A 25768-nucleotide genomic window follows, 5' to 3' on the forward strand; every position below is an offset into this window, starting at 1 on the left:
TTCGGCGAGGCGGTGCCGGGCCTCGGCCGCGAGGGCGGCGCCGATGTCCACAGCGGTGATCCGGAAGCCCCTGCGCGCCAGCGGCAGCGTGGCTTTCCCCGGGCCGCATCCGAGATCGAGCAGGTGCGCGGGTGGCGTGACCCCGGTGATCGCGAGCAGATCGGAGTACAGCTCGGCCGGATCGTCGGGGCGTGCGTCTTGGTAGGTGGCAGCCGCTCGGTCGAAGGTGGCTCGCAGCCGAAGATCGCGGGACATGACCCGATCCTGACGGTGCGGCAACGCCGCTGTCACCTGCGTTTCCCGCTCTGGCCGGATGCCCCGGCCCGGGACGTTGCGGCCCGACGCAGGTTCACCGGGGCAGGAGACCGAGGGGGTGCTGACGCAGAGAACGCCATTCGACGTAGGACATCCTGATTCGCCTCTCGGTTGTGACGCTTGCCAGCATCCGCCATTCTGACGCTGGTGGGGTGGCGGGGGAGGTGGCGGGCTCTGCTGCGCCCTGGCAGCCGCCCGGTCGTGGCACCCCGTCCATCGACCGCCGGGACCTCCTCCCGCACGTCCTCGCACAGGAAGGCCACTGATCTCATGAACGCTCGGCTCGACGTTCCCGTGCTGTCCGGAACCGGCGTGCGACTGGAGCCGCTCGCGATGAGGCACGCCCCGGATCTGGCACTGGCGGCCGAAGAGGACCGCTCCTCCTACGACTTCACCGTGGTCCCCCGTGCCGATGAGGTGCGGTCCTATCTGCAGGCCCAGCTCGACCGCCCAGGGCTGACGCCCTTCGCGCAGGTGCGCGTGCGGGACGGGAGGGCGGTGGGATGCACGGCGTTCTGGGATCCCCGGGTCTGGCCTGGCCGGCCGGAGTTGCGCGCCGTCGAAGTGGGCTGGACCTGGCTCGCCGCCTCGGCGCAGGGCACCACGATCAACGCCGAGGCGAAGCTGCTCCTGTTCACCCACGCGTTCGAGATGCTGGGCGTGACCCGTGTAGACCTCAAGACCGATGCCCGCAACCAGCGGTCGCGCCGGGCGATCGAGCGCCTCGGCGCGCACTTCGAGGGCGTGCTGCGCAGTTGGTCGCCCTCGTGGGCGCCAGGTGAGGAAGGCCTGTTGCGGGACTCGGCCTTGTTCTCCGTGATCGCCCCGGAATGGCCGGCCGTCAAAGCCGGGCTGCGGGAGCGCCTCGCCGTCGCGACCACCGGCCGGCCGGGCGCGTGACACAGGCCGCGGGCTTCGCCGTCGCCCCGCACCGGATTCATCCCGAGCCGAGTGACCGGTACGGATCCCTGGCGCGGCACGGTCACGCTGCGGGGGGTGCCGGCGCACATGATCGAGGAGTACGCCCGGCACAACGGCGACGCCGACTACCTGCTGCCAAGGGATCGACGGCGCGGTGGGCGTAGGAACCTCGGCGCTCGCGACCCGCAGTGCGGCGCTGCTCCGCGTCTCGGCGGCGTCGTCATCGACGTAGCCGACCTCGATCTGCCGGCCGAACTCTGGAGCCGGCTGCTCGGGTAGGAGATCACCCGCCGGGAGCACGGGTGGATCAGTCCCCGGTCCGGCTCTCCAGCGTGTCCCCGAGGGTCGCCTCGACCCGCTTCCTGCGCCGGTCACCGGCGCAGGGGCCAGGTGCCATAGGCATTCCCTATGGCGTCTGCTGACATTTCGTCTTTGTGTCTCGTTCTTTTCCGGGCGTACCGTAAAAGAGCTCGACGAGGTGCTCACCGCGATTTCTCCGAAGATTCGCGCTGTGCGCACGTCGATTCTTTTTCGTCGAGCGGACGAACACACGACGGAAAGGGCCGTGGCATGACCACGATCGGAAACGGATCGGGAACGGGAGAACTCGCGGGAAAGCGGGCCCTGGTCACGGGCGGTTCTCGCGGAATCGGAGCGGCCGTCGTGCGCCGGCTCCTGGACGCGGGCGCCGAGGTGCTCACGACCGCCAGGTCGGCGGAGAGCACGGTACCGGAGGGAGCCACCTTCGTGGCGGCCGACGTGCGGACACGGGCTGGAGCCGAGACGCTCGCCGCGGCCGCGCGGGAGGCGCTCGGCGGGGTGGACATCCTGGTCCACAACGCGGGTGGGGCACGACCGCACAAGGACAGCTCGGCCATCCCCGACGAGGAGTGGCAGGACGCGCTGGACCTGAACTACCTGGCGTCGGTGCGGCTGGACTCCCTGCTGACACCGGAGATGCGGGAACGGCGTTCGGGGATGATCGTGCACGTCTCCTCGGCCGCTGTGCCCACCTCGGTAGGACCGTTCCTGCACTACACGGCGGCGAAGGCGGCGCTGGAGAACTACAGCCGGGGACTGGCCTTGGAGCTCGCCCCGTTCGGGATCCGGGTCAACACCGTGAGTCCCGGCAGAGTCGCCACCCCCGGCGGCGAAGCGACGCGGGAGCAGTGGGCGCGCATGGACGCGGCGCCGACGGGCCAGGACAACCCCGCCGTGCCGCTGGGTCGTGATGGTCAGCCCGACGACATCGCCGACGCGGTGCTGTTCCTCGTGTCCGGCCGGGCGAGCTGGCTGACCGGCAGCAATCTCGCAGTGGACGGCGGCGAATTCCCCAGGGGTTGACGCCGACCGCGTTCCGGAACGCCATTTTCGCCGGAAGAACTTATCGAGTCGCGCCGAAGTGAAAATCCGGCACACATCACCGAATCTTGAAAGAACGAAAGAGTCCTGGCATGGATAAGTACAGCGACAAGAATGTAGTGATCACGGGCGGCGGCAGCGGCATGGGGTTCGCGATGGCGAAACTGCTGGTGGACGGCGGAGCCCGCGTGGTGATCAGCGGTCGTTCCCAGTCCACGCTCGACGCCGCGCGGGAGCGGCTCGGCAAGAACGTGGTGGCCGTCCGGGGCGATGTGGCCTCACTGCCCGACCTGGATGCTCTGGCCGACCAGGTGAAGGGCGAACTCGGCACGATCGACGCCCTGTTCGTCAACGCCGGCATCGCACCCCTCACGCCCTTCGAGTCGACGACCGAGGAGATGTACGACGAGCTGTTCACGATCAACGTCAAGGGCGCCTACTTCACCGTGCAGAAGCTGGCCCCGCTGCTGAGCACGGGCGCCGGCGTCGTCCTCACCACCTCGATCGCGAACGTCATCGGCATGCCGGAGATCAGTGTCTACGCGGCCGGCAAGGCGGCGCTGCGCTCGATGGCCCGCACCCTCTCCCGCGAGCTGCTTCCGCGCGGAATCCGGGTCAACGCGGTCAGCCCCGGTCCCATCGACACGGGAATTCTGGAGAACACGATGAGCGAGGAGGCCGCCGAGCAGTTCAAGGCGCAGCGGGCCGCGGACAATCCCATGCGGCGTTTCGGCACCCCCGACGAGGTCGCCAGGGCGGCCGCATTCCTCGCCTTCGATGCCACTTACACCACCGGCGCCGAGCTCGTCGTGGACGGAGGCGCCACCCAGCTCTGAGCCGGCCCCGCCGTCCATGGGCTCAGGCCCGACCACGACCGAACGAGAGGTTTCATCATGACCGTGCAGGGACCATCCGCCGTCGTCCTGCGCGCGCATCGTACGGATCTGGCCCAGCCGCCCAGCTCGCTGCTCGACGTGGTCACGCTTCCCCCGCGGGAGCCGGCCGCCGGCCAGGTACGGGTGCGGAACCTGTTCCAGCAGGTGATCGCGGCGAGCGGCGACCTGATGTTCGAGACCACCCAGATCCCGGTGCCCACCTTCCGGGTCGGCGAGCCGATCTACGGCACCGCGATCGGCAGGGTCGTCGAGTCACGTGCCGACGACCTGCCGGTGGGAACCGTCGTGCTGCACATGTCGGGCTGGCGCGAGGAGAGCATCCTGGGGCCGGGCGAGGCGTTCCCCGTGCCCGACGGCGTCTTCCCCGGTCCCGAGTACCTGCTCAACCAGGGCGTGCCCGCCTACCACGGCATCGTCGACATCGCCGCCGTCGGCGAGGGGGACGTCGTCCTCGTCAGCGGAGCCGCCGGCGGCGTCGGGTCGATGGCCGCGCAGATCGCCAAGGCGCGTGGCGCCGCGTACGTCATCGGTATCGCCGGCGGACCCGAAAAGACCCGTTTCCTCGTCGAGGAGCTCGGCCTCGACGCCGCCATCGACTACCGCAACGAGGACCTCGACGACCGGCTCACCAAGCTCGCCCCCGACGGGGTCACCGCCTTCTTCGACACCATCGGCGGCTCCCCGTTCGAAGCAGCGCTCCGGCACGCGGCGTTCGGCGCCCGCTTCGCGCTGTGCGGCACCCTCGCCGGACAGGTCGGCGGAGGCGACGGCGGACATCCCCGCCTCGACATCATGACCGCGATCGTCCGCGAGGTGCAGATCCGGCCCTTCACCACCAGGCACACCCCCGACCAGGTCCAGGCCTGGAACACCCACTACGCCCAGTGGTACGCCGAAGGCCGGATCAGGTTCGCGCACACGCTCCTCGAAGGCACCCTCCAGCGCGCCGTCACCGCCCAGGACGAGCTCCTCGCCGGAGTGCACCGCGGCAACGTCATCGTGCGGCTCGCCGGGTAGGCGAACCGCAGCTCGTCGGAGAACGGGTCATCGGGCGAAGACGACGGCACCGGCGGCCCGGCACTCCCTTCTCGGCCGTCAGGACACCGGTGAGACCGAGGCGGTGTTGTACCAGGTCTCCTGACGCAGGAGTTCGAGCAGGGCCGTCTCCGCCGGGCCCGCGGCGGCCCGGACCACCGCGATGACGGGCTGGGACACGACCGGGAACACCGGGCGAACGAGGTGCTCGTGACCGGGAGGCACCGCGGAGGCCGGGACGAGCGTCACCCCCAGCCCGTGAGCGGCCCAGCGCACGGCCGTCGCCGTCTGGGACACGCGGGCGACCGTGGTCGGGGTCAGCTCGTTGTCCCGTAGCACGTCCCGCAGCACGCCGTCGAGCGCGCTTTCGCGGTCGAACCTCACCCACGGCTCCCCCTCCAGTTCGCGCAGCTCGACCCGGTCCGCGGCGAGCTGCCGGTGCCCGGCGCCCAGCACCACGACGAACTCCTCGTCGCCGAGGTGGTGGGCGTCGGCGGGGGACCGCTCGCACGCCGCCATCAGGGCGAGGTCCAGCACCCCGCGGCGGCACAGCCGCTCCAGCTCGGCGGAGCTCGGCTCCTCGAAGACGGTGACCTCCAGCCGCGGGAAGCGACGACGCAGCGCGCCCAGCGCGCCAGGCAACTGCCGTGTGCCAAAGCCCATCTGCGCCGCGACCACCAGCTCGCCCACCAACTCCTCGGCACCGGCTCGCGCCGTCGCTCTCGCCCGCCGCGACGCGCTCACCGCGACCTCCGCCTCCCGCAGGAACGCGCGGCCGACCACGGTGGGCACCAGTCCGGTCGGCGTGCGGGCGAACAGTTTCACGCCGAGTTCCCGCTCCAGGCCGCGGATCTGCTGGGACACCGACGGTTGAGCGACGTGCAGCAGCTCCGCCGCCGCCGTCACCGAGCCCTGCTCGGCGACGGCCAGGGCGTACTCGAACTGACGAAGGCTCATCGGCTCCCGTCTCCTCCCTGCGGTGGACCGCGGTCCACCTCGGCGTCATCGTCGTCATCGCGTAAGTCAGCTCGTGCAACGCGAGGAGGATCGGAACTGATTCCTGCGTCAGCACCGAAGCGGGCCGGACCGCGCGATGCACTCGGGCCATCCGGTTGCGGACTTGCTGGGGTGAGCTGAAGCTACAGGGCCGCCGCCGGAAAACCGATTGAGCCTTGCTTCCGCGTTCCCGTACGTTGCCTGCGGCACCGTCGTAGTGAGGACAGAGGACAAACCGCGTGACCCCGCCTGCTCTTCAGATCTGACACCTTCTTCCGCTCACCTTCAAGCCGGCCCTCTCGTCGGCTCTGCCGGGCTGCCCGTGTGCGCCCGGTCATCCAGCGTTTGAGGCCGCGCGCGATCGGCCTCGTGTCAGGTCTAGAGAGATCATGTCTTCACCACCTCATACCGTGCTGCCCTGGATCGTTCGTCGGACCAGGCTGCCGCTGCTGTCGTTGCGATGCGTGGACTGCCGGTCGGAGTCGGCCACCACCGGCGAGGGCAGGTTCCGCGTCAATGCCAACCGCAAGCTGCTGGACGTGTGGCTGCTGGTCCGCTGCGTGTCCTGCGATCGGACGAGCAAGCTCACCGTGCACGAGCGAACGCCGGTCAGCTCCTTCGATCCGGCCGAGCTCGACGGCTACCACGCCAACGATCCGGAGTTGGTGGCGTCCAGACTGGATCCGCTGCTCGCCCGGCGCAACCGCTTCACCCTGGACTGGAAGGGGGCCTGGCGGCTGGACACCCCGTCGGCATGGCTCGACGAGGCATGGCCGGTCCAGGTGGAGGTCGTTTTCGAGAATCCGGTGCCGCTGCGCCCGGAGCGGCTCATCGCGCAGGGGCTCGGCCTCAGCAGGAACGAGGTGCTGCGCCGGATCAAGTGCGACGTTCCGTTGCGCCGTCCGACGAGCTCCGGGTTCACCTTCACCGTGATGGCCGGGGACTAGCGAGGACGTAGCCGCGGCGCGCGATCCCCTCGACCATCCGTGCGAAATACGCCCCGTCCAGCGGCGGCTCCGGTGGCATGGCGCCACCGCTGGACGGCCACGGTGTGCGCGGAGCGGGCCGCCATCACCGCTCTGATGGACGCATGCGTCGATCAACGCAGTCGTCGGGGCAGCCTTCCGATGGTCTGCCGGTCGCTCATGCGGGTGGACCTTCGGCCACGGGGCGATGAACCGTCCGGGGCAGCAGGACCATCAGCCCCACCAGGGCGGCGGCGGCCGGGGCGCCCCAGAACAGCACGTCGGGAATCGCCGCGGCGGTCACCGCGGGGCTCGCGACGCGGTTCACGAGTTCGCGGGAGAGAAGCATGCCGAAGCCGGCCACGCCGAAGGAGAGACCCAGACCACGGACGGACACCACGGCGGAGGTCACCGCGGCCAGATCCGCCGGGGAAGCGGCGTTCTGCGCGATGACCACCAGGTTCTGCATCAGCAGTCCGAAGCCGACGCCCAGCACCGCGAGCTCCGCGGCGAGCACGACGTAGGGAGTGTATGGGGTGAGCCGGCTCAGCAGTGTGAATGCCAGCACCACGATCGCCGATCCGGCGATCAGGTACGGCTTGAAGCGGCCGCTCGCGCCGATGCGGGCACCGGCGAGCGAGGAGACCGCCATGAACGTCAGGACATAGGGGTTGAGCGCCAGGCCCGCCTGGGTGGCGCCCATGCCGTACGCGGCCTGCAGATAGGTGGGCAGGTAGACGATCGAGCCCCCGAGCAGCGCGCCCAGCAGCGCGGTGGCGGGCAGCGCTACCCGCAGGACGGGATCGGCGAAGAGCCGCAGCGGCAGCAGCGGGTTGGCCGCGCGGCGTTCCCACCCCACGAACAGCGCCACCGGCAGCACCGCCGCCCCGACCAGCGCGAGGATCACGCCAGACGTGTAGGTGCGCACGTCCCATCCGGCCACCAGCAGCAGGCTCACCGTCGCGCCCGCGATCAGCACGGCCCCCGGCAGGTCGACCTTGCCGTCCCCGCCCGCCTTGGGCAGGCGCAGCGCGAACGTGGTGAGCGCCATGCCGAGCAGGCCGAGCGGCAGGTTGACGTAGAAGATCCAACGCCAGCCCCAGGCGTCGGTGATGGCGCCACCGGCGAGCGGCCCGCCCACGCCGGCCAGGGCGAAGACGCCGCCGGTGAAGCCCTGTACCTTGCCGCGCAGCCGCTGCGGGTACAGCTCCGACAGCGCGATCGTGGGCAGCACGAACAGCGCTCCGGCGCCGACGCCCTGCAGGGTTCTGGCGGCGATCAGCTGGGGCGTCGTCTGGGCCAGGCCGCACAGGGCAGAGCCCGCGACGAAGACGGCGATGGCCGATGTGAAGACCGTGCGGCGGCCGAACCTGTCGCTGAGCCGGCCGTAGAGCGCCCCGGTGGCGGTCGAGGCCAGCACGTAGGAGGTGACGATCCAGCCGATCGCGTCCATGTCGCCCAGGTCGGCGGCGATGTCCGGCAGGGCGATGGCGACCACGGTCTGGTCCAGGACCGACAGCAGCATGCCGATCAGCAGGCCGGCCGTGGCGAGCGGTACGTTGCTCGCCCGTACCGGAGTCTCTGTGGGGTTCGTCGACACCGCGGCCTCAGCCTCTTGCCTGCGCGAACCGGTGGGACGGCCCGAAGTCGCGCACGTTGTCGGTCGGGGCGTCGCGGCCTGGCCCGGTGTCGATCAACAGCACTGTGCGGTGGACGCGTTCCAGGATCAGGTCGGCGGCTGGGCGGCCGCTGACGATGACGGCGTCGTACATGTCTGCCTCCGTGAGCAGTGATCGCTTGACGTGGAGGCAAGTCTGGATGTTAATGTCAACATGAAGTCAAGTGATTCGATGCGGATCGGGGAACTCGCCGAGCGGTTCGGCCTGGCCCCGCACGTCCTGCGGCATTGGGAGGCCATGGGCCTGCTGGCCCCCGCCGCCAGGGTCAACGGCCGCCGCCGCTACACGCACGACCACCTCATCCGCGTGATGACCATCATTCGGGCCAAAGCGGCGGGGATGAGCCTGGAGCAGATCCGCGAGATCCTCACCAGCTCGGGCCAGGCCGAGCGGCGCACACTCCTCCAGCGGCACCACGCGGAACTGGAACGCAGACTTCAGGAGATATCGGCTTCGAAGGCGCTGATCGAACACCTCATGCGGTGCACGGCCGACGACTTCACCCAATGCCCCACTTACCGCCGCATAGCTGAGACCCCTACCGCACTCCAAGGCCTGCACGCGAGTGACTGCGTGATCTGAACGGTGCCCTCGTCGCCCTGCTGGAGAGATTCACGCTGGGGGAGCGGTGGCCAATCTGCTCCGGTCGCGGGGTGTTCGAGGGCGGGGCCGGCCGCGGCGGACCGCGGCTGCGTTGGCGCGTCGGTCTCGCCATGGTGGCGAGAAGGAGGGCCCGCCAGTATCCGCGCGGAGCATGTGCAGGGGCGTTGACGGCGGCGTCGTGGGTGAGAGGTTCTCCGACTGAAGCGCTCAAGTAAATCTACAATGTAAAGGGCACGGCTGAAGACAACAATCGCACCCGTACGCCCTCAACACCAGCACCAGGGGCGAGAGGGCTGGACGTTTCCCGGTTCGCCTGGTGACCGCACGAACGTGCGACGGACCTGGGCGGGATCGGCTGAGGTTCACCCGGAGAGACGTCCAGCGCCGCCTGTCCGGGCAGCGGCCGGTCACCCCAGTGCTGGAGGCCGGAAAGGCCGTCCCGGCCGGTGGTTGCTCCACCGGCCGGGACGTCGGGAAAGAATCGGAGGCGCTTCGGCGGGGCTGGTCAGAGACCGGCCCTGCGCGCGGCCTGTTGACCGCCGACCAGCGGCACCTGGAAGTTGCTGATCCTGGTCGTCACGCTGATGTTCGCCCGGGTCTGGTCCGCGACGCTGGAGTAGCTGCGGTAGCTGCCGACCACGATCAGACCGAGTCGGTGGCCCGGCGCGAACACGTGGTCGACCGGTAGCAACGGCAGGTTGAAGTCGTACTTCTCACCCGGGACGAGCGGCTCAGGAGTGGTGAGCGAGTTCCGGTTGAGCGCGTCCATGACGCCCTTGCTGACTCGTTCCCGGTCGCTGGTCACGATGTTCTTCGCCGTCTGCTTGTAGCAGGCGTCGTCGCTCGGGCTGCTCTCGCCCCAGCAGTCCTCGGTGGTCAGCGTCCTGATGCCCTCGCCGGAGGTCTCCCAGCTGACCCGGGTCTGCGGGCCGTAGTCGACCAGGACGGCGCCGAAGTTGGTGTCGGTCTGGTCCGCCGAGGCGTTCAGCCGTACGACGGGGGTGCCGGAGACGTGCAGTGGCTCGGTGAGCGGCTCGGTGAGGAACACCAGCCGGTTCGGTCCGACGGTGGAGGTGTCGCTGACCATCTGGGTCTCGGTCTGGGTGGGGTTGTCCTGGAAGGTGAGGTCGGCGGGGTTTCCCTTGGCGTGCTTCACGGACAGGCCGGTGGGGCCGCCGGCGACCTCGGCGGGCTGGAACCAGAGGCTGGTCTTCTTCGCGCCGGGGACCGGCCAGTCGCGGTAGGACTCGAAGACGTCCGGTGCCCGTTCGATGTCGACCCGGGGCTCCTTCATGATCTTGTTGGGTACGCCCTGCAGCCAGTTGTCGAACCATCGGTGCAACGTGTCCACCCATGCCGTGCGGCGGAAGTCGAACGGGTCGACGTGCCCTTCCTGCGCGAGCAGCAGCTTGCGCGGCACGTTGTGCTCGGCGAGCTCGGTCCAGAACTGGCTGAAGTGGTCGGGCCGTACGTTGTCGTCGTTGAGGCCGTGCACCATGAAGACGCTGGCCCGCACGTTCGCGACGTCCTTGACGTAGTTGCGCTCCGCCCAGAACTCCGAGTAGTCGCCGGTGGCGTCGCCGTCCGCCGCGCTGATCTCGGCCCGTACCGGAGCGCAGTGCTCGCGCCGGTCGGGGTCGGTCACGGTGTTCGCGAGGCTTGCCACGTAGTGGTTGCCGCGGGTCACGACGCCGTTCTTGCGGGTGTAGTCGTAGTAGTTCGACGGGCCGGCGATGTCGACGATGGTGCTGAGGCCCTCGACCCCGGTCACCGCCGTCGCGAGCGCCAGGTTGCCGTCGTAGGACTTGCCGATCATTCCGGTCTTGCCGTTGTGCCAACCGGGGGAGGCGATCACGTTGCCGTCGGCGTCCCGCGCGGTGCCCCGGCCGTTCAGCCAGTCGATGGCGACCTTGGCGGACAGGTTGTCCGGTGTGCCGTTGGTGGTCGGGCAGCCGGTGGAGTTGTTGGTGCCCACCATGTCCAGCAGGACGACGGCGTATCCACGGGGCACGAAGTAGTTGTCGTAGAACAGCGGCCACTTGTCGAGCAGGCCGTCGCCGTCGGTGTCCTGCTTGAGCTCGGATTCGTTGCCCCGGCCGAGCGTGGAGTAGTACGGGCTGGCGTCCATGATGACCGGTGCTTTCAGGCCCTGTTCGGTGGCCCGCGGACGCATGATGTCCACCGAGATCTGGTCGTTGACCCCGTCATGGTCGCTGTCGAAGGGGGCGTCCACCCAGACGTGTTCGCGGATCGCGTCGGCGTAGCCGAACACCGGTTGCGTGACACCGTTCTCCACCACGATGCCGGGCCGGCTGTCGGCGGCGGCGAACGTGGTCTGGCCTTGTGCTACGAGCAGTGACGCGGCGGCGATCAGGCCCATGCCGAGTGCCGTCCTGCGGCGTACCGGGCTCATGCGTGTTCCGCCGATGACGCGACTAACAGGGATATCATGCGAGGAACCGTACAAATGACTGTTCTGCGGAGCACTGGTCGTTTGCCGCAAACGCGCGCCGTCGATTTCGACGGTTGACGAATCCCGCGGCCGGGTGCCTGATCACCCGGACGGCGCACCACGTCGTGCGGGTGAAGGGTGCGATCTGGACAATGCGACCTGACCAGCTTGAAGACACCGCGAACGCCGCCGCGCTGCGCTCCCGGCTCGGGCACGTCTACTGGATCGGTGGCGGGAGCGGCGCCGGCAAGTCGACCATCGCTCGTCGCATGGCGGCTCGGCACGGGCTGCGTCTCTACGCCACCGACGATGTGATGGCGGATCACGCCGGCCGGAGCACACCTGAGGAGTGTCCGTTCCTGAGCGAGTTCGTCGCGATGGACATGGACGAGCGATGGGTGAATCGATCTCCGGAAGTCATGCTGGAGACGTTCCACTGGTTTCGGGGTGAGGGCTTCGGCCTGATCGTCGACGACCTCCTCCGCCTTCCGAGGGACCCCGGTGTGGTCGTCGAGGGGTTCCGGCTGTTGCCACGTCTCGTGAAGCCACTCCTCGCCATGCCTGGTCACGCCGTTTGGCTCCTGCCGTCGCCCGACTTCCGCCGGGCCGCCTTCGGCAGTCGAGGCTCGCTGTGGGAGATCGCCCGAAAGACCAGCGATCCAGCGAGGGCGCTGCGCAACCTTCTCGTCCGCGATCAGCTGTTCACGGAACGTCTCCATGGGGAAGCGCAACGTGTCGGACTCGACGTCATCGAGGTCGGCACCACGATGACGGAGGACGACCTGGCCGAGCGAGTGATGGCGGCGTTCGGACTCCGGGGCTGAGCTCGAGGAGGGTCGCGCACCTCAGCCGGCCGGAGCCGCACCAGGTCGCCGAACTGCAACACCAGCGGGGACGCGACCGGCTGTCAGGCGCTGAAGCCGCCGTCGACGTTCAGCGTGGCGCCGGTCACGAAGCCGGCCTCGGGGCCGGCGAGGAACGCGATGGCGGCGGCCATCTCCTCGGGCCGGCCGAACCGTCCCAGGGCGTTCATCGAGCGCTGCATATCGGCGAACGACCCGACATCGGGGTTCATGTCGGTGCTGATCGAACTGGTCTGCACCGCGTTGACGGTGATGCCCCGCCGACCGAGGTCTCGCGCCCACGCACGGGTGTAGGCGGTGATGGCAGCCTTCGTCGCGGAATAGTCGCCGAGGTTCGGGAAGACGGCACGGTCGGCAGCCGTGGAACTCAAGGAGACGATCCGGCCTCCCTCGCCCATCACCTTGGCCGCGGCGCGCGTGACGGCCACGACTCCCGCGACGTTGACGGCGTACTGCCGGTCCATGGCCTCCAGGTCGGTTTCGGCCGCGTCGATGGGGCCGGTCACGAAGATTCCGGCGTTGTTGACGAGGATGTCGAGCCGGCCGAACGCCGCCATGACCTTGTCGACCAGGCTCGCCGCCTGTTCCGGGTCGGCCTGGTCCGAGGCGAAGGCCGCACCCCGGGCACCGCGCTGCTCGATCCTCGACACGACGCTCTTCGCCTGCTCGGCCGAGGACACGTACGTGATGGCGACGTCCGCTCCTTCGTCGGCGAGCCGCAGGGCCGTGGCCTCTCCGATGCCACGCGAGCCGCCGGTGACCAGTGCCGCCTTTCCCGCCAGGGGTTGATGAGACATGACGTTCGGTCCTTCTTTCCTTCAGGGGTTTTCGGCACGGGGTGGGCCGCCGGGCGGTCTCGCGAACGGACCGGGACGCCGGGCCCGCGGGTCAGCCCACCTTCACCAGGTGGTGTGCGGGGAGCGGGCCACCGGGGAACTGGAGGAGACGGGATCCGACGGCGAGCGGACCGAGGTCCAGGCTGAAGAAGCCGAGGCGATCGATCAGCGCTCGCACCGTCTGCCGCGCCTCAAGGTCGTCTGCCGACAGGAAGAGGACCCGGCGACCGCCGTGCGCGACGGGATCGGCGGTGAGCAGGTCGGGAGTCAGGTGGCTGAAGGCCTTCACGACACGCGCGCCGGGGACCATGTCCGCGAAGACCTCGCTCGACGTCCTGCCGTGCAGTTCGAACGGCTGGAACAACGGTGCCTCGATGGAGTTGTTCGTGTCGATGACGATCCGGCCGTTCCAGTCGGGCAGGCCCGCCATGGCGCGCGGCAGTTTGGACCAGTTCACCGCGACGAAGACGAGGTCCTGCCCGGCTGCCTGTTCCCGGGTGCCCGTGTGGACGTGGGGTCCCAGACGCTTCGCGAGATCGGCGAGCGTGTCCGGCCCGCGGCTGTTGGCGATGGTGACGTCGATGCCGGCTCGGGACAGGATCTCGGCTATCGCCGAACCGATGGCGCCGGCGCCGATGATTCCGATGCTCATATGAGCGTGCTCCTCAGGTGGTTGACGCTGGACCGGCGAATCGCCAGACGTTTCCGCGGCTTCCGGCGCGCCGTCAGTGCTGGCCAGTAGGTGATCGAACGCTCTCCGGCCAGGATTTGAGAGCGTTCATTCTCAAATGGGACAGTACAGGTTTGAGAGCGAGCGTTCAAATTGCGGTATCGTCGGATCATGGCCCGACCGCGAACCTTCGACGAGCAAGATGTCATCGACCGCGCCATGGAGCTGTTCTGGACGCGGGGCTATGAGACGACGTCGGTCACGGACCTGACCTCGGCGCTCGGCGTACATCCGGGCACGCTCTACCGCACCTTCGGCGACAAGCGCGCGCTCTTCCTGCGCGCACTCGCCCACTACCACGAGCGTCTGGCTGCCGGTCTCGCTCCCACGCTGCTGGAGGGAGGCCCGGTCCTGCCGCGGATCCGGGCCGTGCTGATCGGCTGGATCGACCTGGCCGCGCAGCAGGACCAACCCCGCGGCTGCCTGATCGCCAACACCGCCGGCGAACTGCTCCCCGGAGACGAAGAGGTCGCCCGTAGCGTGCGCGGCGTCCTGTCCGCCGTGGAGGACGGCTTCCTGCAAGGGCTGCGAGCCGCCGCCCGGCAGGGAGAGATCTCCCCTGAGCTCGACCTCCCCGCCGCCGCCGCCATGCTCACCATGCTCCTCGAAGGGCTGCAGGTGGTCGTGAAGGCCGACCCCGACCCACGCCGGCTCGTCGCCGCCGTGGACACGGCCCTGCTCGCGCTTACGTCGGCACGCGGCTGAGCGCGCCGGTGGGATGGCGGGGTTCGCGGGCGCGGAGGTACGCCTCCAGGTCGGCGGCGCCCTGGAGCATGGCGCGGCCTCGGGCGGACAGGCGGGCCTGCCAGTCGCGCAGGGTCGACTCCAGCGGGGCGACGCCTCCGGCGGAGCGGACCTGGGCGATCAGCGGGGCGATCTGCTCCAGCAGGTAGCCGCCCCGCCTGAGCTGGTGGGCCAGCCGGACGTCGCGTACGTCGGCGGCGCTGTAGACGCGGTAGCCCGTCTGCGGGTCGCGGCGCGGCCGGATCAGCCCGGCGTTCTCCCATTTGCGCAGGGTGGCGGGGCGGATGCCGAGCCTCCTGGCCAGCGGGCCGATGAACGTGTCGCCGCGCTCCTGCGGCACGGGCGCCAGATCGCGGAGCGCGGCTTCGACGGCCTGGAGGGTGCGACGGTCGTCGAGGAGCTGGCCGTGACTCTCGTCGATGAGCCGCAGCGCGTCCTCGGTGTCACCCCGGTTGACCGCCTGCATGATCGACGTGGCCGTCTGGTGGCCGTGCCCGGGCACGAGGGCGAGGAACGCGCGCAGCGCTTGCGCGTGCAGCGGCGTGTAGGTGCGATAGCCGTGAACGGTGCGTTCGGCGGCGGGCAGGATGCCGGCGTCCTCGTAGTTCCTGATCGCCTGGGTGGACAGGCCGTGCTCACGCGCCAGATCAACGGGCCTCATGGATGTATCACCGATTGAAGGTTTTTCGCGGCCGGAACGGGGGTTTTCCCGGAAAGTTTACACCGAAAGTTCAACGATACCGTTGAAGGCATGGACATCAAGGACATGGCCCGTCCCCTCGACGGCGCGGGCGTCTCGGCGTTCCTGCGGTCGCTTCCCGCCAAGCCCCTGCTGCTCGGCCTGGGCGAGGCCAGGCACTTCGTGGGGGAGCTGGGCGAGTTGCGCAACGAGATCTTCCGGCATCTGGTCGAGCACGAGGGCTACCGGTCGTTCGCCATCGAGAGCGACTGTCTCATGGGCCTCGTGGTCGACGACTACATCGCGACGGGCGCGGGCACGCTCGACGACGTCATGGAACGCGGCTTCAGTCACAACTTCGGTGCGTCCCCGGCCAACCGCGAGCTCGTGCGCTGGATGCGGACGTACAACGAGGAGCATGACGAGAAGCTGCGGTTCTTCGGGTTCGACGGCCCGGTGGAGTATTGGGCTCACAGCCCGCGCCAGGCGCTCACCGCCCTGTACGCCCTCCTGGACGGCCCGCTGCCCTGGACCAGGGAGACCCTCGACGCGCTGCTGGGCCCGGACGACCGATGGGCGAACGAGGCCGCGGCCATGGATCCGTCGCAGTCGATCGGCCAGTCCGCCGAGGCGCAGCGGCTGCGATTGATCGCCGACGACCTGGTGGCGTTGCTCGACACGCAGGCGCCGCGGCTGAGCGCGCAGGACAGGGAGCGGGCGGCACTGTACGCGCGCACCGCCACCGGCCTGCTCCGCTACCACTACTGGATGGCCGACGCGTCCCCGGCACGGTGGCCCCGGCTGTCGGCCCTGCGGGACGCGATGATGGCCGCCAACCTGCGCGCCGTCGCCGAACAGGGCCCGGCCCTGGTCTTCGGCCACAACCTCCACCTGCAGCGGAACAAGAGCCTCATGCCGTTCGGCGACCAGCTGATGGAGTGGTGGGGCGCGGGGGCGATCACCGGGACGCACCTGGGCGACCGGTACGCCTTCCTGGCCTCGGCCCTCGGCGCGGTCGGCGACGACACCCCGCCCCCGGACACCGTCGAGGGTGTCCTGTCCACGCTCCCGTGGGACCACTCGCTCGTCGACGCCCGCCGCCTGGCCGAGGCCGTCACAGAGCCCGTCCCGCGCGTCTCCCACGATTTCCGCTATTTTCCGCTGGACCCGGCTCAGCTCGGCATGATCGACGGCGTCGTCTTCCTCAAGCAGGTCGTCAGACTGGATTGACAGTGTTCTTGCGGCCCGCGAGGCGGCCGAAAGCGATCGTGAACGGCTGAACCCCACGCGAGAAGATCCCGGCGACATCACGTCGCCGGGGTCTTGGCGTGCGGCATGCCGGATTGGTGCGCGTGCCGGGTCTGATGGGGTCAGCGCATCGCGCTCAGGGCACGTTCGATCTTCTCGTTCGGATACGGCGTCGTCCTGCTGGTGCCGTACAGGTCCCAGTAGAAGTCGTTCATGGCCGCCGCCACGGGTGCGTACCGGCGGATCACCGCGGCGACAGCCGGCGGGGCACCGGCGGGGTCCGCGCCGTCCGCGCACGCGCGGATGTAGTCGTTACGTTCTCCCGGGATGCCGTTCGGCGGCACCGTCACCCCGCAGACATTGACGACCAGCCAGTTGACCAGCCGCATCATCGCGTACCCCAGGTCGTGGGTCCGGTTGCGCTCCAGGAATGCGATCTCCTGCTCGGACAGGTCGAACCGGGAGGAGGTCGCCAGTCCGAGGTCGGCGATGTACAGGCGTTCACCGTCGGTGAGAATGTTGCCGAAGTGGCCGTCGAAGTGCACCAACTCCTGGCTGTTCATGAAGGCCACGTCGGTGAGCAGGCACGACTCGACCATGGCGCTCGCCGCTACCGCAGCGTCCTGGCCGGCGCCGCGCTGAGCGGCGAGCCAGTTGTCGAGGTTGTGCGGGATGAACTCCTGAAACAGCACGATGCCGGCCGAGGCGCGGGCAAGGGCGTGGAGACGATCCCGTACGGCTGGTGATCCATCCCAGTACCGCACGGCCGCCTCGACGTCGGCGTGCACATCGGTGGGTGGCGGCGCTCCCGGCAGCACCCGCCAGTGATACAGCAGCGGGAAGGCCGCACTGCGCCCGGCCAGGACCCAGTTGGTCGTCATGACGGCGGCCGCGAGTTCGCGCCAGGCACCGAAGCCGGGCGTGCCGATGGCGGCGATTCCGTACTGGCAGAACGGAGGCAGCCCGAACAGGTTCGCGGTGGACATCACGTTGCCCGGGCGGCGCTCCAGGTCGGTCAGTGGGATGCGTTTGGCGAAGACCGGCACGCCATCGATGTCCAACAGCACCGAGGTGCCACCGATCCCGGAGCCCAGAGTCTGCGCCTGCTCCAGCGCCTCGCCGAGCTGCCGGTCGCTGTGCAACGCCAACGCGCCGGCGACCTCGCTGTATCTGCTGACACGCTCACCTTGCGACATGTCCAACGGTGTGTCTTGCGGTTCCAACGGCGGGCACCCCTCTGATCGACTTCGCGTGGGAGACGCTACGCCGGGTGCCGTAAGAAACGTGTCATGAGCCCCGGACGAGCGGCTCTGAAAGCTCGATCGCCGCCCCGAAAAGGCGCTGGACTTCCTCAGGCCCGGCCCCTTCACCATCACCCGCCTGTCGCGCGCGTGGGCACCCTCGAAGGACCGGCCTCGGCCCGCGCGCGCGGCCACCCGCCGGCCCCGGACGCCCGCGGTGTGGAGATGACGCGCGGGCTGTACGGGATGAAGGGTGATGACGACAAGCGCCGCCACAGCCGGGTTCGGTGGGGGAGGAGCATCGTACGACGATGTGGCCTTCCGGCTTGCTGTCACGACAGTCGAACGCAACCACGGCAGCGCTGTTTCCGGCATGGTGCCACACATGTGGCCCGAGAACTTCGGGAAGGTCGCGAAGCGCGTGGAGGTGCGGCCATGGACACATCCGCGTATATGAAGGCCGTTGTCGAGCAGACGGGCACGTTCGCCGATTGGCTGGACACGATGATGTCCCGCGGCTATCGGGAGAACAGGCCGGACTTCGCCGATGCGATGCGCGGGAGCGGTCAGACTCTGCGTTTCCACGCGACCGACGCGCCTGGGAGTGGGTGGCGCGCCGCGAACCGGACATGGTCGTGCTGGAGCGCACGCACACCAGGGCGGACGTCGTGGTACGCGGCCCAGCCGTCGAGCTGCTGCTCGTGATCAGCAGGCGTCGCCCACTGGATGCGGCTCCTGCGCTGCGATCACAGGGGGATCGGGCGCTGCTCGACCACTGGATCGAACACATGGACTGGGTCACCGACGGATGACCCACGCTTGGAGTCGGCGATGAAGGTCGCCGGCGGGGGCCGCGGCTCGCGGTGTGGATCAGGTGCCCGCTGGATGTGGTGCGGCAAGCTCGGAAGCGCGGGTCACGAGTCCGGGATTCGCCCGCCGGTCTCGCACGCCTGGGCGATGGTGCGGGCCACCCGCTCCGCCGCCACAAAGCACCGATGGATCGAGCCGCTGCCGCCCGCGGCGTCCCCCACCCGATGTACGCCCAGCCGAGGCGGTCGCGCTCCGGCCGCGAACAGGTCGGTGCGCGGTGTGACGCCGTGGGATATCAGCAGGGGACCGGACATGGCCCACCATTCCTCCCGACCGTCGGTGCGAACGAGGAGACGATCGGGCTCGATGGCCGAGATCGTGGACGCCTGGAGAATGCGCACCTTCGGGTTCCCCATGAGCCGCGGTACTACGAGGATCTTGGCGCGGCGCCCGACGTCGGGGGCGAGGCTCGGCTGAGAGCCGATGAGCAGGACCCGCGCCCCGTTGACGGCGAGGTGGTCGGCTACGGCGACGCCCTCGCGGTCGGCTCCCCAGACGGCACAGGTGTGGGGAACGCCTGTGCTGTCTGGGGAGCCGAGGGCGAGCCAGCGGCGTACCTCGAAGACGTGCGGCAGGCCGACGCCCGGGACGTCGGGCAGGCGACCGGTGCTGCCGGTGGCCAGCACGATGGCGTCCGCCTCCTGCCGTGCCAACTCCTGCTCCGTGACCCGAGTGCCGGTGCGGACGGTGACGCCGAGCCGGTCGAGTTCGCCGGTGCACCACTGCAGGATGCGGTGATATTCCGGATACGCATGGAGACGGGAGGCAAGCGCGAATTGGCCTCCGACGTGCTTCTCGCGCTCCAGTACCCGCACGTGGTGACCTTGCTCGGCCAGTCGCCGTGCCGTCTCCAGCCCGGCGGGACCCGCGCCGACCACCACCACCGACGCCTTCGTGACGGGAGCTCCCGGCGGGCCGAGGTGTTCGCGGCCCGCCTGGGGGTTGACCGAGCAGGGGATCGGCTCGCCGCTGCCGAGCTGATCGATGCAGTGGTTGCAGGCGATGCACGGTCGGTACGAGCGACCGGCGAGAGCACGGCGCGGGAAGTCCGGGTCGGCATGGAGCGTACGCGCCAGGGAGACGAAGTCGGCCTGTCCGCCGGCGACGATCGCCTCGGCGCTCTCGGCCGTGTTGATCCGGCCGGCGACGCCGACCGGTAGCCCCAGCGCGCGATAACGCTCGGCGTACGGGGCGAGCAGGCCACGTGGCCATTCGCCGGACTGGATGATCCACTGCCCCGCCTCGTAGGACCCGGCTGAGACGTCGAGGAAGTCCAGCAGGTCCAGGCGGATGCGCGAGATCAGCTCGAAGGTGCGGTCAGCGGTCAGGCCGCCCTCGAATCCCTCATGGGCGGAGAACCTCAGTCCGACGGCCATCCCGCTGCCCGCCCGCCGGCGGACCGCCTCGACGACCAGGTCGAGAAAGCGGGTCGGATCGGCGAACTCGTCAGTACGCAGGTTGAAGGCCGGGGAAAGGAACTGGTGCACCAGATAGCCGTGCCCCCCGTGGATCGAGATCGCGTCCACGCCCGCCTCGCGGCACCGGCGGGCCGCCTGTCCATAAGCCTCGACCAGGTCGTGCACCTCCCCGGTGGCCAGTTCCCTGGGCATCTCGCCACCGGCCGGCGAACAGGGGACGGGGGAGGGGGCGACCGGCCGCAGACCGCTGACCACGCTCTGCGCGGTCCGGCCGCCATGGTTGAGCTCCACGCCGAGCAGCGCGCCCTCGGCGTGGACGGCCGCGGCCAGCCGGGCGATGCCGGGGATGCGAGCGTCGACGTCGACGCCCATCTGGCGCAGCCGGCCCTTGCCGTCCGCGCGGACATAGCTCGCCTCGGCGAACACCAGGGCCGCGCCGCCGCGCGCCCGCTGGGCCAGGTACGCCTCGTAGCGGCCGGTGACGGTGCCGTCGATGGTGCAGTAGTTGCGCTCCATGGGAGCGGAGACCAGCCGGTTGCGCAGTCGCCTGGGACCAAGCGCGAGGGGGCGGGCCAGCGCGAGGGGTGGGCTCGGGGCGGCGTGGTCGTCATCGTTCATGAGCGAAGCCCTCCTTGTTCGCCGGCCGCTGCCGGGGCCCGCCGGCGGGCGGAGCGCGCGAGGCTGAAGTCCGCCCGTCGAGAGGCCAAGGCCGGCCCGCGTCTAGCCACCTAACTCACTAGTACGTACATTAGGGAATCATGTCAAGCGTCCTGGTCCTGAAGGGGTTCTCCCGCACCCTGCTCGGCCGCCGCGAGCTTCCCCCGGAGGGTGGCGCCACTCCGGCGGACGCCGAGGAGGTCTGCCGCGACACCGCTGCCGCGTGCGGGCCGGCCGCTGATGACCCGTCTGTCGCGCTTGCTGGAAAGGAAAACGATGGCCTCATTCCTGGTTGGGCTGATCGGCGCGGGCATCGGGCCCTCCTTGAGCCCGCCGCTGCATGAGCGGGAGGCCGCGCACCACGGGTTGCCCTACGTCTACCGGCTGCTCGACACCGACCGGCTCGGGCTCGACGTGGGCGGGCTGGTGCGCACGGCCCGCCGGTTCGGCTTCGACGGCCTCAACATCACCCACCCGTGCAAGCAGAGCGTCATCCCGCACCTCGACGAGCTGTCGCCGGACGCCCGCATGCTCGGCGCCGTCAACACCGTGCTCTTCGACGGCGAGCGGGCCGTCGGCCACAACACTGACTGGACGGGCTTCGCCGAGTCGTTCGCCCGTGGCCTGCCCGACGCTCCCACGCATCGCGTCGCGCAGCTGGGGGCCGGAGGCGCGGGAGCAGCCGTGGCGCACGCGATGCTCACCATGGGCGCCGACCTGGTCACGATCGTGGACGTCGATCCGGTACGGGCACGCGCCCTGGCCGGGAAGCTGGCCGGTCGCTTCGGGGCCGGGCGCGCGTGCCACGCGACCGCGTCCGAGCTGCCGGAGCTGCTGGCCGCGGCAGACGGCCTGGTGCATGCGACCCCGACGGGGATGGCGCACCATCCGGGGATGCCGTTGCCGGCCGGGCTGCTGCACCCGGGCCTGTGGGTGGCCGACATCGTCTACCGGCCGCTGGAGACGGAGCTGCTGCGGCAGGCGCGGGCGCTCGGCTGCCGCACCCTCGACGGCGGCGGCATGGTCGTCTTCCAGGCCGCGCACGCCTTCCGCCTGTTCACCGGCCGTGAGCCGGACGCCGAGCGGATGCTCGCCCACCTGACCGAACTCGTCGCCGTCTGAAGGAGAAATCGGTGCGCAAATCCATCGCTACCGTGTCGGTCAGCGGCACGCTCATCGAGAAGCTGGAGGCGATCGCCGCCGCCGGCTTCGACGGTGTGGAGATCTTCGAGAACGACCTGCTCGCCTGCTCGCTGCCGCCGGAGGAGATCCGGGCCCGCGCCGCCGACCTGGGGCTCACCATCGACCTCTACCAGCCCTTCCGTGACTTCGAGTCCGTGCCGGACGACCTGCTGGCCAGGAACCTGCGGCGGGCCGAGCACAAGTTCCAGCTGATGGAGCGCCTCGGCACGGATCTGCTGCTGGTGTGCTCCAACGTCTCACCCGGCGCGATCGGCGACGACGACCTGGCCGCCGCACAGTTGCGGACGCTGGCCGAGCGGGCCGCCGAGCACGGCATCCGCATCGCGTACGAGGCGCTGGCCTGGGGCCGGCATGTCAACGAGTACCTGCACGCCTGGCGCGTCGTGCAGATGGCCGACCACCCCGGCCTCGGCACCTGCCTGGACAGCTTCCACATCCTTTCTCGCGGTTCCGACCCCATCGGCATCGAAGCCATCCCCGGCGAGAAGATCTTCTTCCTCCAGCTGGCCGACGCACCGCTGCTGGCCATGGACGTGCTGCAGTGGAGCCGCCACTACCGCTGCTTCCCCGGCCAGGGGAACTTCGACGTGGCGGGGCTGGTGAGGCACACGCTGAACGCCGGATACACCGGCCCGCTGTCGCTGGAGGTGTTCAACGACCACTTCCGCCAGGCCGACACCCGACGCACCGCGAGGGACGGCATGCGCTCGCTCATCGCGCTGGAGGCGGAGCTGAAGGGCGCCACGCGGCCCCCCGTCCCGTCCGGGTTCGCCTTCGCCGAACTGGCCGACACCGGCGCGCTCGGCGAAGTGCTGTCCGCGCTCGGCTTCGCGCGTACCGGGGGGCATCCCACGAAGCCGGTCGAGCTGTGGGAACAGGGCGGGGCGCGGCTGCTGCTCAACGCCACCGGCGCCGCCCCCGCTCTCGTCGCCCTGGGGCTGGAAAGCCCCGACCCGGCCGGGGCGGTCAAGCACGCCGAATCACTGCTGTCACCGGTCCTGCCCCGCGAGCGCGCGCCGCAGGAGGCCCGGCTGGACGCCATCGCCGCGCCGGACGGCACCCAGATCTTCTTCTGCGACGATTCCTGGCTGTCGGACTTCGCCCCCGACCCGGACGGGCGGTCCGGGGAAGAGATCATCGGCATCGATCACGTGGCGCTCACCCAGCCGTGGCATTACTTCGACGAGGCGGAGCTGTTCTACCGCAGCGTGCTCGGCCTGCGCCCGCAAGGCAGCCTGGAGCTGCCCGACCCGTACGGACTGCTGCGCAGCAAGGCCATGTCCGCCCGCGATGGCGCCGTCCGCATGGTCGTCAACATCGCGCAGGTCGGCGCCGGCGACATCCCGTGGCAGCACGTCGCGCTGGCCTGCGACGACATCCTGGCTGTCGCCCGCAGGCTGCGCGCGGAGCATCCCGGCCTGCTGCTGCCGATCCCCGGCAACTACTACGACGACCTGCAAGCCCGCTACGAGGTCGATCCCGAGCTGCGTCGTCTCGGCGTGCTTCATGACCGCGACGAGGACGGCGGCGAGTTCCTGCACCTGTACACCGTCACCGTGGGCCGGGTGTTCTTCGAGCTCGTCCAGCGGATCGGGGGATATGACGGCTATGGAGCCGCCAACGCTCCCGTCCGGCTCGCCGTACAACATTCCGGAGATCACTAAGACAGGCAGGTGACAGCCTCCGCCTCATCGCGGTGCTGGAGAGGGCCTACACCGAGGTCAGGGCGGTGGAGCGCACGGTCGGCGTGCACCACCTGGCCCCGGTGGAGGCCATTCGCACGCTGGCCGAGCCGGCCTTCGACCACCACGACGCCCATCGCGACTTCATCAAGCCGGTCGCGATCGAGAACATCCACCAGGCTGAGCCCAGGGCCGTAGCAGCTGATCAAGGAGCGCGCGCCTCAGGCGGGCAGGACCTCGATCTTGCCCGTCGGCCGGGGACTGTGGGTGTCGTTGAAGAAGTACTCGCCGGGCCGGGTGAAGGTGTACTGGAAGGACTCGCCCGGCCTGAGCCTGACGTCGAACAGGCCCTCGAAGAACTGCGTGGCCCCGTGGACGTGGACGTTGTCGGCGGGGTTGCGGAAGGTGACCGTGGTGCCGACCGGCACCCGCAGATGGGTGGGCGCCATGGCGTTGACGGCCGTGGACTCGACCGTGCCCACCTGCCCGTTCTGGTACGTGCGGGCCAGCACGACGGTGTTGCCGACCGCGCTGCCGTCGACGGGTGAGCCGGAGACCGGCCGCCGGATGACGGGGGCGGGCGGGGTGGCGGCAGGCGGCACGGTGCCTCCCAGTTTGAGGGCCCACAGGTGGTCCCCACGAGGGGCCGAGTTGCCGTACGGGATGCTGGTGCCGCCCGCGAAGACCGCGACGTACTGCTCGCCGTCGATCTCGTAGGCGATCGGGCTGCTGCTGATCGCGGCGCCGGTCTGCCAGCGCCACAGCTCACGGCCGTCGCGGGCGTCCAGGCACAGCAGGTTGCCGTCGGGCTGGCCGATGAACAGCAGATCGGCGGCGGTGGTGAGGATGCCGTTGCCATGGGCCAGCGAGTACGGCATGTTCTTCTTCCACCGCACCCGGTTGGTGCTCGGGTCGACGGCCACGATGCCCCCGGTCTGGTACTCGCCGGGAGGCCGCAGGCCGTTGGACGATTCCGTCAGGGAGTGCGCGGCCGCGACGTACCCGAAGCCGGTGTAGACCAGGCGGGTGCTGTGGCTGTAGGACTGGTGACTCCAGTCGGCGCCGCCGCCGTGGCCGGGGATGCTGAGGATCGGCTCGTCCCAGTGCGGGGCGAACAGCGAGCCGATGGTGTAGTTGGGGACGGCGCGGTGCGGCGCGCCCGGGATCTCGGTGCCGAGTGGTTGGCGGACCGGCGTCAGCTCCGTCCAGCCGCCCTGGCGCGGGAACGGCTGGGTGGGCCAGGTCTTCTGCCGGGGCTCCTGCGGCACGGGCAACTCGTCGATGCCGAGCGGCGCCGAGCCGTCGGCGCGGTCGAGGATGTAGTACATGCCGGTTTTGCTGCCGTAGACGACGAGCTTACGCACCCGGCCCCGGATGCGGGCGTCGACCAGGACGGGCGCCATGACGTTGTCCATGTCCCAGATGTCGTGGTGGACCGACTGGAAGTGCCAGCGGTAGGCGCCGGTCTTCAGGTCCATGGCCACGATCGAGTTGGCGAACAGGTTCTGCCCGCCGCGGCCGGAGCCGTCCTGGGAGGAGTTGGCGCCCCTGGCGTTGCCGAACGTCCAGTACACCAGGCCGAGCTCCGGGTCGATGGCGCAGTGCATCCACGGGGTGGCGCCGCCGGTCTGCCAGGAGTCTCCCTCCCAGGTGTCGTTGCCGAGTTCGCCTGGCCCCGGCACGCCCCAGAAGTGCCAGATCATGTCGCCGGTCCGGGCGTCGAACGCGAGCGCGGCGCCGCGCGGGCCGTCGTTGGTGCCGCAGTAGAGCATCCCGTCGTGGTAGGTGACCGCGACCTTCTCCAGGTTGCCGTACCCGTTGTGCTGGCGTTCCCAGAGCACCTGGCCGGTGCGCTGGTCAAGGGCGATCAGCCAGTTGCCGTTGGCGCACGTGTAGACCTTGCCGTCGCCGATCGCCACCCCGCGCCGGGTGACCGAGCCGCGGGTCTGCTCGTACGTCCACAGGGTCCGGCCGGTACGTCCGTCCACGGCGAACACGTTGCCCAGCGCCGACTCGATATAAAGCACGCCGTCCACGGCCACGGCGGTGCTCTGGTTGTTGCCGGTCGTGAGGCCGCCCTCGATGTGGTTCACCCACGCGCCGCGCAGCCGCCTGACGTTGCCGCGGTGCACGGAGCGCAGCCGGCTGTAGTTCTGGTTGCCGAGGTTGCCGCCGATCTTGGGGAAGTCCCGGCCGGCGCGGTGGGTGGCTGCGGCGGCCGGCGTCTGCGCGGCTCCCGCAAGGGCGACGGCGGCGACGGCGCCCGCGAGTAACTCTCTCCGACGGACCATGGCCATCCCTTCATGTTCCACTGGGTGGACTGTTACTTCCATCTGATGGACGCACCATAGATCGCGGCGAAGAAGCCGTCAA

The 25768-nt window shown here is 69.9% G+C and carries 23 protein-coding genes and 2 pseudogenes; 14 read left to right on the forward strand and 11 right to left on the reverse strand.

The window, feature by feature from the left end; all coding sequences use genetic code 11:
• Positions 1 to 39 precede the first annotated feature (39 nt).
• Positions 40 to 255, reverse strand: a pseudogene (locus tag ACIBP6_RS06295) (methyltransferase domain-containing protein); the annotation flags it as partial.
• A 330-nt stretch (positions 256 to 585) separates the two neighbouring features.
• On the opposite strand from ACIBP6_RS06295, the gene ACIBP6_RS06300 reads away from it, so the two are divergent.
• The 5 genes from ACIBP6_RS06300 to ACIBP6_RS06320 all read left to right on the forward strand — a co-directional run bounded on the left by ACIBP6_RS06300 (position 586) and on the right by ACIBP6_RS06320 (position 4511).
• A complete protein-coding gene (locus ACIBP6_RS06300; RefSeq protein WP_397049378.1) occupies positions 586 to 1215 on the forward strand; it encodes a GNAT family N-acetyltransferase in 630 nt (209 codons plus the stop codon).
• Between the two features lie 51 nt (positions 1216 to 1266).
• Positions 1267 to 1515 (forward strand): mycothiol transferase, encoded by a 249-nt coding sequence (locus tag ACIBP6_RS06305; RefSeq protein WP_397049380.1) that lies wholly within the window; start codon positions 1267 to 1269, stop codon positions 1513 to 1515.
• Between the two features lie 291 nt (positions 1516 to 1806).
• Positions 1807 to 2580: an SDR family oxidoreductase gene (locus ACIBP6_RS06310; RefSeq protein WP_397049382.1), complete on the forward strand. Its 774-nt coding sequence runs from the start codon at positions 1807 to 1809 to the stop codon at positions 2578 to 2580.
• A gap of 110 nt (positions 2581 to 2690) precedes the next feature.
• Positions 2691 to 3434, forward strand: coding sequence for an SDR family oxidoreductase (locus ACIBP6_RS06315; protein WP_397049384.1), 744 nt, complete (start codon positions 2691 to 2693; stop codon positions 3432 to 3434).
• Between the two features lie 57 nt (positions 3435 to 3491).
• A complete protein-coding gene (locus ACIBP6_RS06320) occupies positions 3492 to 4511 on the forward strand; it encodes a zinc-binding dehydrogenase (protein WP_397049386.1) in 1020 nt (339 codons plus the stop codon).
• Between the two features lie 78 nt (positions 4512 to 4589).
• Here the strand turns inward: ACIBP6_RS06320 and ACIBP6_RS06325 are convergent, their stop codons facing one another.
• On the reverse strand, positions 4590 to 5486 hold the full coding sequence (locus ACIBP6_RS06325; protein ID WP_397049388.1) for a LysR family transcriptional regulator: 897 nt from the start codon (positions 5484 to 5486) through the stop codon (positions 4590 to 4592).
• 428 nt (positions 5487 to 5914) lie between these two features.
• Between ACIBP6_RS06325 and ACIBP6_RS06330 the strand changes: the two genes are divergently transcribed.
• The gene (locus tag ACIBP6_RS06330; protein ID WP_397049390.1) at positions 5915 to 6472 is read left to right on the forward strand and encodes a DUF1062 domain-containing protein; all 558 of its coding nucleotides are present in this window, start codon (positions 5915 to 5917) and stop codon (positions 6470 to 6472) included.
• 196 nt (positions 6473 to 6668) lie between these two features.
• Here the strand turns inward: ACIBP6_RS06330 and ACIBP6_RS06335 are convergent, their stop codons facing one another.
• Positions 6669 to 8090 (reverse strand): MDR family MFS transporter, encoded by a 1422-nt coding sequence (locus tag ACIBP6_RS06335; protein ID WP_397049392.1) that lies wholly within the window; start codon positions 8088 to 8090, stop codon positions 6669 to 6671.
• Positions 8091 to 8097: 7 nt separating this feature from the next.
• Positions 8098 to 8262, reverse strand: coding sequence for a hypothetical protein (locus tag ACIBP6_RS06340; protein WP_397049394.1), 165 nt, complete (start codon positions 8260 to 8262; stop codon positions 8098 to 8100).
• 78 nt (positions 8263 to 8340) lie between these two features.
• Between ACIBP6_RS06340 and ACIBP6_RS06345 the strand changes: the two genes are divergently transcribed.
• Positions 8341 to 8751, forward strand: a complete 411-nt coding sequence (locus tag ACIBP6_RS06345; protein WP_132610052.1) for a MerR family transcriptional regulator — start codon at positions 8341 to 8343, stop codon at positions 8749 to 8751.
• A 526-nt stretch (positions 8752 to 9277) separates the two neighbouring features.
• Here ACIBP6_RS06345 and ACIBP6_RS06350 read toward each other — a convergent pair.
• On the reverse strand, positions 9278 to 11185 hold the full coding sequence (locus tag ACIBP6_RS06350; protein ID WP_397049396.1) for a CocE/NonD family hydrolase: 1908 nt from the start codon (positions 11183 to 11185) through the stop codon (positions 9278 to 9280).
• A gap of 170 nt (positions 11186 to 11355) precedes the next feature.
• Here ACIBP6_RS06350 and ACIBP6_RS06355 point away from each other — a divergent pair, with 170 nt between their 5' ends.
• Positions 11356 to 12048 carry a hypothetical protein gene (locus tag ACIBP6_RS06355; RefSeq protein WP_397049398.1) on the forward strand — a complete coding sequence of 231 codons (693 nt, stop codon included), beginning with the start codon at positions 11356 to 11358 and terminating at the stop codon, positions 12046 to 12048.
• 83 nt (positions 12049 to 12131) lie between these two features.
• On the opposite strand, the gene ACIBP6_RS06360 is transcribed toward ACIBP6_RS06355, so the two are convergent.
• Positions 12132 to 12884, reverse strand: coding sequence for an SDR family NAD(P)-dependent oxidoreductase (locus tag ACIBP6_RS06360; RefSeq protein ID WP_397049400.1), 753 nt, complete (start codon positions 12882 to 12884; stop codon positions 12132 to 12134).
• Positions 12885 to 12975: 91 nt separating this feature from the next.
• Positions 12976 to 13662, reverse strand: a complete 687-nt coding sequence (locus tag ACIBP6_RS06365) for an NADPH-dependent F420 reductase (RefSeq protein WP_397051468.1) — start codon at positions 13660 to 13662, stop codon at positions 12976 to 12978.
• A gap of 102 nt (positions 13663 to 13764) precedes the next feature.
• On the opposite strand from ACIBP6_RS06365, the gene ACIBP6_RS06370 reads away from it, so the two are divergent.
• Complete coding sequence (locus tag ACIBP6_RS06370; protein WP_397049402.1) at positions 13765 to 14358, forward strand: TetR/AcrR family transcriptional regulator; 594 nt, start codon at positions 13765 to 13767, stop codon at positions 14356 to 14358.
• Here the strand turns inward: ACIBP6_RS06370 and ACIBP6_RS06375 are convergent.
• A complete protein-coding gene (locus ACIBP6_RS06375; RefSeq protein WP_397049404.1) occupies positions 14339 to 15058 on the reverse strand; it encodes a TioE family transcriptional regulator in 720 nt (239 codons plus the stop codon). The two genes, ACIBP6_RS06370 and ACIBP6_RS06375, sit on opposite strands and share 20 nt — an antisense overlap.
• Before the next feature lie 90 nt (positions 15059 to 15148).
• On the opposite strand from ACIBP6_RS06375, the gene ACIBP6_RS06380 reads away from it, so the two are divergent.
• The gene (locus tag ACIBP6_RS06380) at positions 15149 to 16306 is read left to right on the forward strand and encodes an erythromycin esterase family protein (RefSeq protein WP_397049406.1); all 1158 of its coding nucleotides are present in this window, start codon (positions 15149 to 15151) and stop codon (positions 16304 to 16306) included.
• Between the two features lie 140 nt (positions 16307 to 16446).
• Here the strand turns inward: ACIBP6_RS06380 and ACIBP6_RS06385 are convergent, their stop codons facing one another.
• Positions 16447 to 17841, reverse strand: coding sequence for a serine/threonine protein phosphatase (locus ACIBP6_RS06385; protein ID WP_397049408.1), 1395 nt, complete (start codon positions 17839 to 17841; stop codon positions 16447 to 16449).
• Positions 17842 to 18173: 332 nt separating this feature from the next.
• Between ACIBP6_RS06385 and ACIBP6_RS06390 the strand changes: the two genes are divergently transcribed.
• Positions 18174 to 18377 carry a hypothetical protein gene (locus ACIBP6_RS06390; RefSeq protein ID WP_397049410.1) on the forward strand — a complete coding sequence of 68 codons (204 nt, stop codon included), beginning with the start codon at positions 18174 to 18176 and terminating at the stop codon, positions 18375 to 18377.
• 102 nt (positions 18378 to 18479) lie between these two features.
• On the opposite strand, the gene ACIBP6_RS06395 is transcribed toward ACIBP6_RS06390, so the two are convergent.
• Positions 18480 to 20471, reverse strand: a complete 1992-nt coding sequence (locus tag ACIBP6_RS06395; protein ID WP_397049412.1) for an oxidoreductase — start codon at positions 20469 to 20471, stop codon at positions 18480 to 18482.
• A gap of 315 nt (positions 20472 to 20786) precedes the next feature.
• Between ACIBP6_RS06395 and ACIBP6_RS06400 the strand changes: the two genes are divergently transcribed.
• The 3 genes and pseudogenes from ACIBP6_RS06400 to ACIBP6_RS06410 form a co-directional block, all read left to right on the forward strand.
• Positions 20787 to 21632: a shikimate dehydrogenase gene (locus ACIBP6_RS06400; RefSeq protein WP_397049413.1), complete on the forward strand. Its 846-nt coding sequence runs from the start codon at positions 20787 to 20789 to the stop codon at positions 21630 to 21632.
• An 11-nt stretch (positions 21633 to 21643) separates the two neighbouring features.
• Positions 21644 to 23377, forward strand: a complete 1734-nt coding sequence (locus ACIBP6_RS06405) for a bifunctional sugar phosphate isomerase/epimerase/4-hydroxyphenylpyruvate dioxygenase family protein (RefSeq protein ID WP_397049415.1) — start codon at positions 21644 to 21646, stop codon at positions 23375 to 23377.
• A 101-nt stretch (positions 23378 to 23478) separates the two neighbouring features.
• Positions 23479 to 23568: pseudogene (locus ACIBP6_RS06410) on the forward strand (hypothetical protein); the annotation flags it as partial.
• 48 nt (positions 23569 to 23616) lie between these two features.
• On the opposite strand, the gene ACIBP6_RS06415 reads toward ACIBP6_RS06410, so the two are convergent.
• Positions 23617 to 25686 (reverse strand): outer membrane protein assembly factor BamB family protein, encoded by a 2070-nt coding sequence (locus ACIBP6_RS06415; protein WP_397049417.1) that lies wholly within the window; start codon positions 25684 to 25686, stop codon positions 23617 to 23619.
• Positions 25687 to 25768: the final 82 nt, after the last annotated feature.

The organism is Nonomuraea terrae, from assembly GCF_044465245.1.
Classification (GTDB): Bacteria; Actinomycetota; Actinomycetes; order Streptosporangiales; family Streptosporangiaceae; genus Nonomuraea; species Nonomuraea terrae.

Excerpts from the sequence above, each read along its gene's own strand:
- ACIBP6_RS06300 (WP_397049378.1), top strand. The coding sequence starts at position 586 with ATGAACGCTCGGCTCGACGTTCCCGTGCTGTCCGGAACCGGCGTGCGA.
- ACIBP6_RS06310 (WP_397049382.1), top strand. The coding sequence starts at position 1,807 with ATGACCACGATCGGAAACGGATCGGGAACGGGAGAACTCGCGGGAAAG.
- ACIBP6_RS06315 (WP_397049384.1), top strand. The coding sequence starts at position 2,691 with ATGGATAAGTACAGCGACAAGAATGTAGTGATCACGGGCGGCGGCAGC.
- ACIBP6_RS06320 (WP_397049386.1), top strand. The coding sequence starts at position 3,492 with ATGACCGTGCAGGGACCATCCGCCGTCGTCCTGCGCGCGCATCGTACG.
- ACIBP6_RS06325 (WP_397049388.1), bottom strand. The coding sequence starts at position 5,486 with ATGAGCCTTCGTCAGTTCGAGTACGCCCTGGCCGTCGCCGAGCAGGGC.
- ACIBP6_RS06330 (WP_397049390.1), top strand. The coding sequence starts at position 5,915 with ATGTCTTCACCACCTCATACCGTGCTGCCCTGGATCGTTCGTCGGACC.
- ACIBP6_RS06340 (WP_397049394.1), bottom strand. The coding sequence starts at position 8,262 with ATGTACGACGCCGTCATCGTCAGCGGCCGCCCAGCCGCCGACCTGATC.
- ACIBP6_RS06345 (WP_132610052.1), top strand. The coding sequence starts at position 8,341 with ATGCGGATCGGGGAACTCGCCGAGCGGTTCGGCCTGGCCCCGCACGTC.
- ACIBP6_RS06350 (WP_397049396.1), bottom strand. The coding sequence starts at position 11,185 with ATGAGCCCGGTACGCCGCAGGACGGCACTCGGCATGGGCCTGATCGCC.
- ACIBP6_RS06360 (WP_397049400.1), bottom strand. The coding sequence starts at position 12,884 with ATGTCTCATCAACCCCTGGCGGGAAAGGCGGCACTGGTCACCGGCGGC.
- ACIBP6_RS06370 (WP_397049402.1), top strand. The coding sequence starts at position 13,765 with ATGGCCCGACCGCGAACCTTCGACGAGCAAGATGTCATCGACCGCGCC.
- ACIBP6_RS06375 (WP_397049404.1), bottom strand. The coding sequence starts at position 15,058 with ATGAGGCCCGTTGATCTGGCGCGTGAGCACGGCCTGTCCACCCAGGCG.
- ACIBP6_RS06380 (WP_397049406.1), top strand. The coding sequence starts at position 15,149 with ATGGACATCAAGGACATGGCCCGTCCCCTCGACGGCGCGGGCGTCTCG.
- ACIBP6_RS06395 (WP_397049412.1), bottom strand. The coding sequence starts at position 20,471 with ATGAACGATGACGACCACGCCGCCCCGAGCCCACCCCTCGCGCTGGCC.
- ACIBP6_RS06400 (WP_397049413.1), top strand. The coding sequence starts at position 20,787 with ATGGCCTCATTCCTGGTTGGGCTGATCGGCGCGGGCATCGGGCCCTCC.
- ACIBP6_RS06415 (WP_397049417.1), bottom strand. The coding sequence starts at position 25,686 with ATGGTCCGTCGGAGAGAGTTACTCGCGGGCGCCGTCGCCGCCGTCGCC.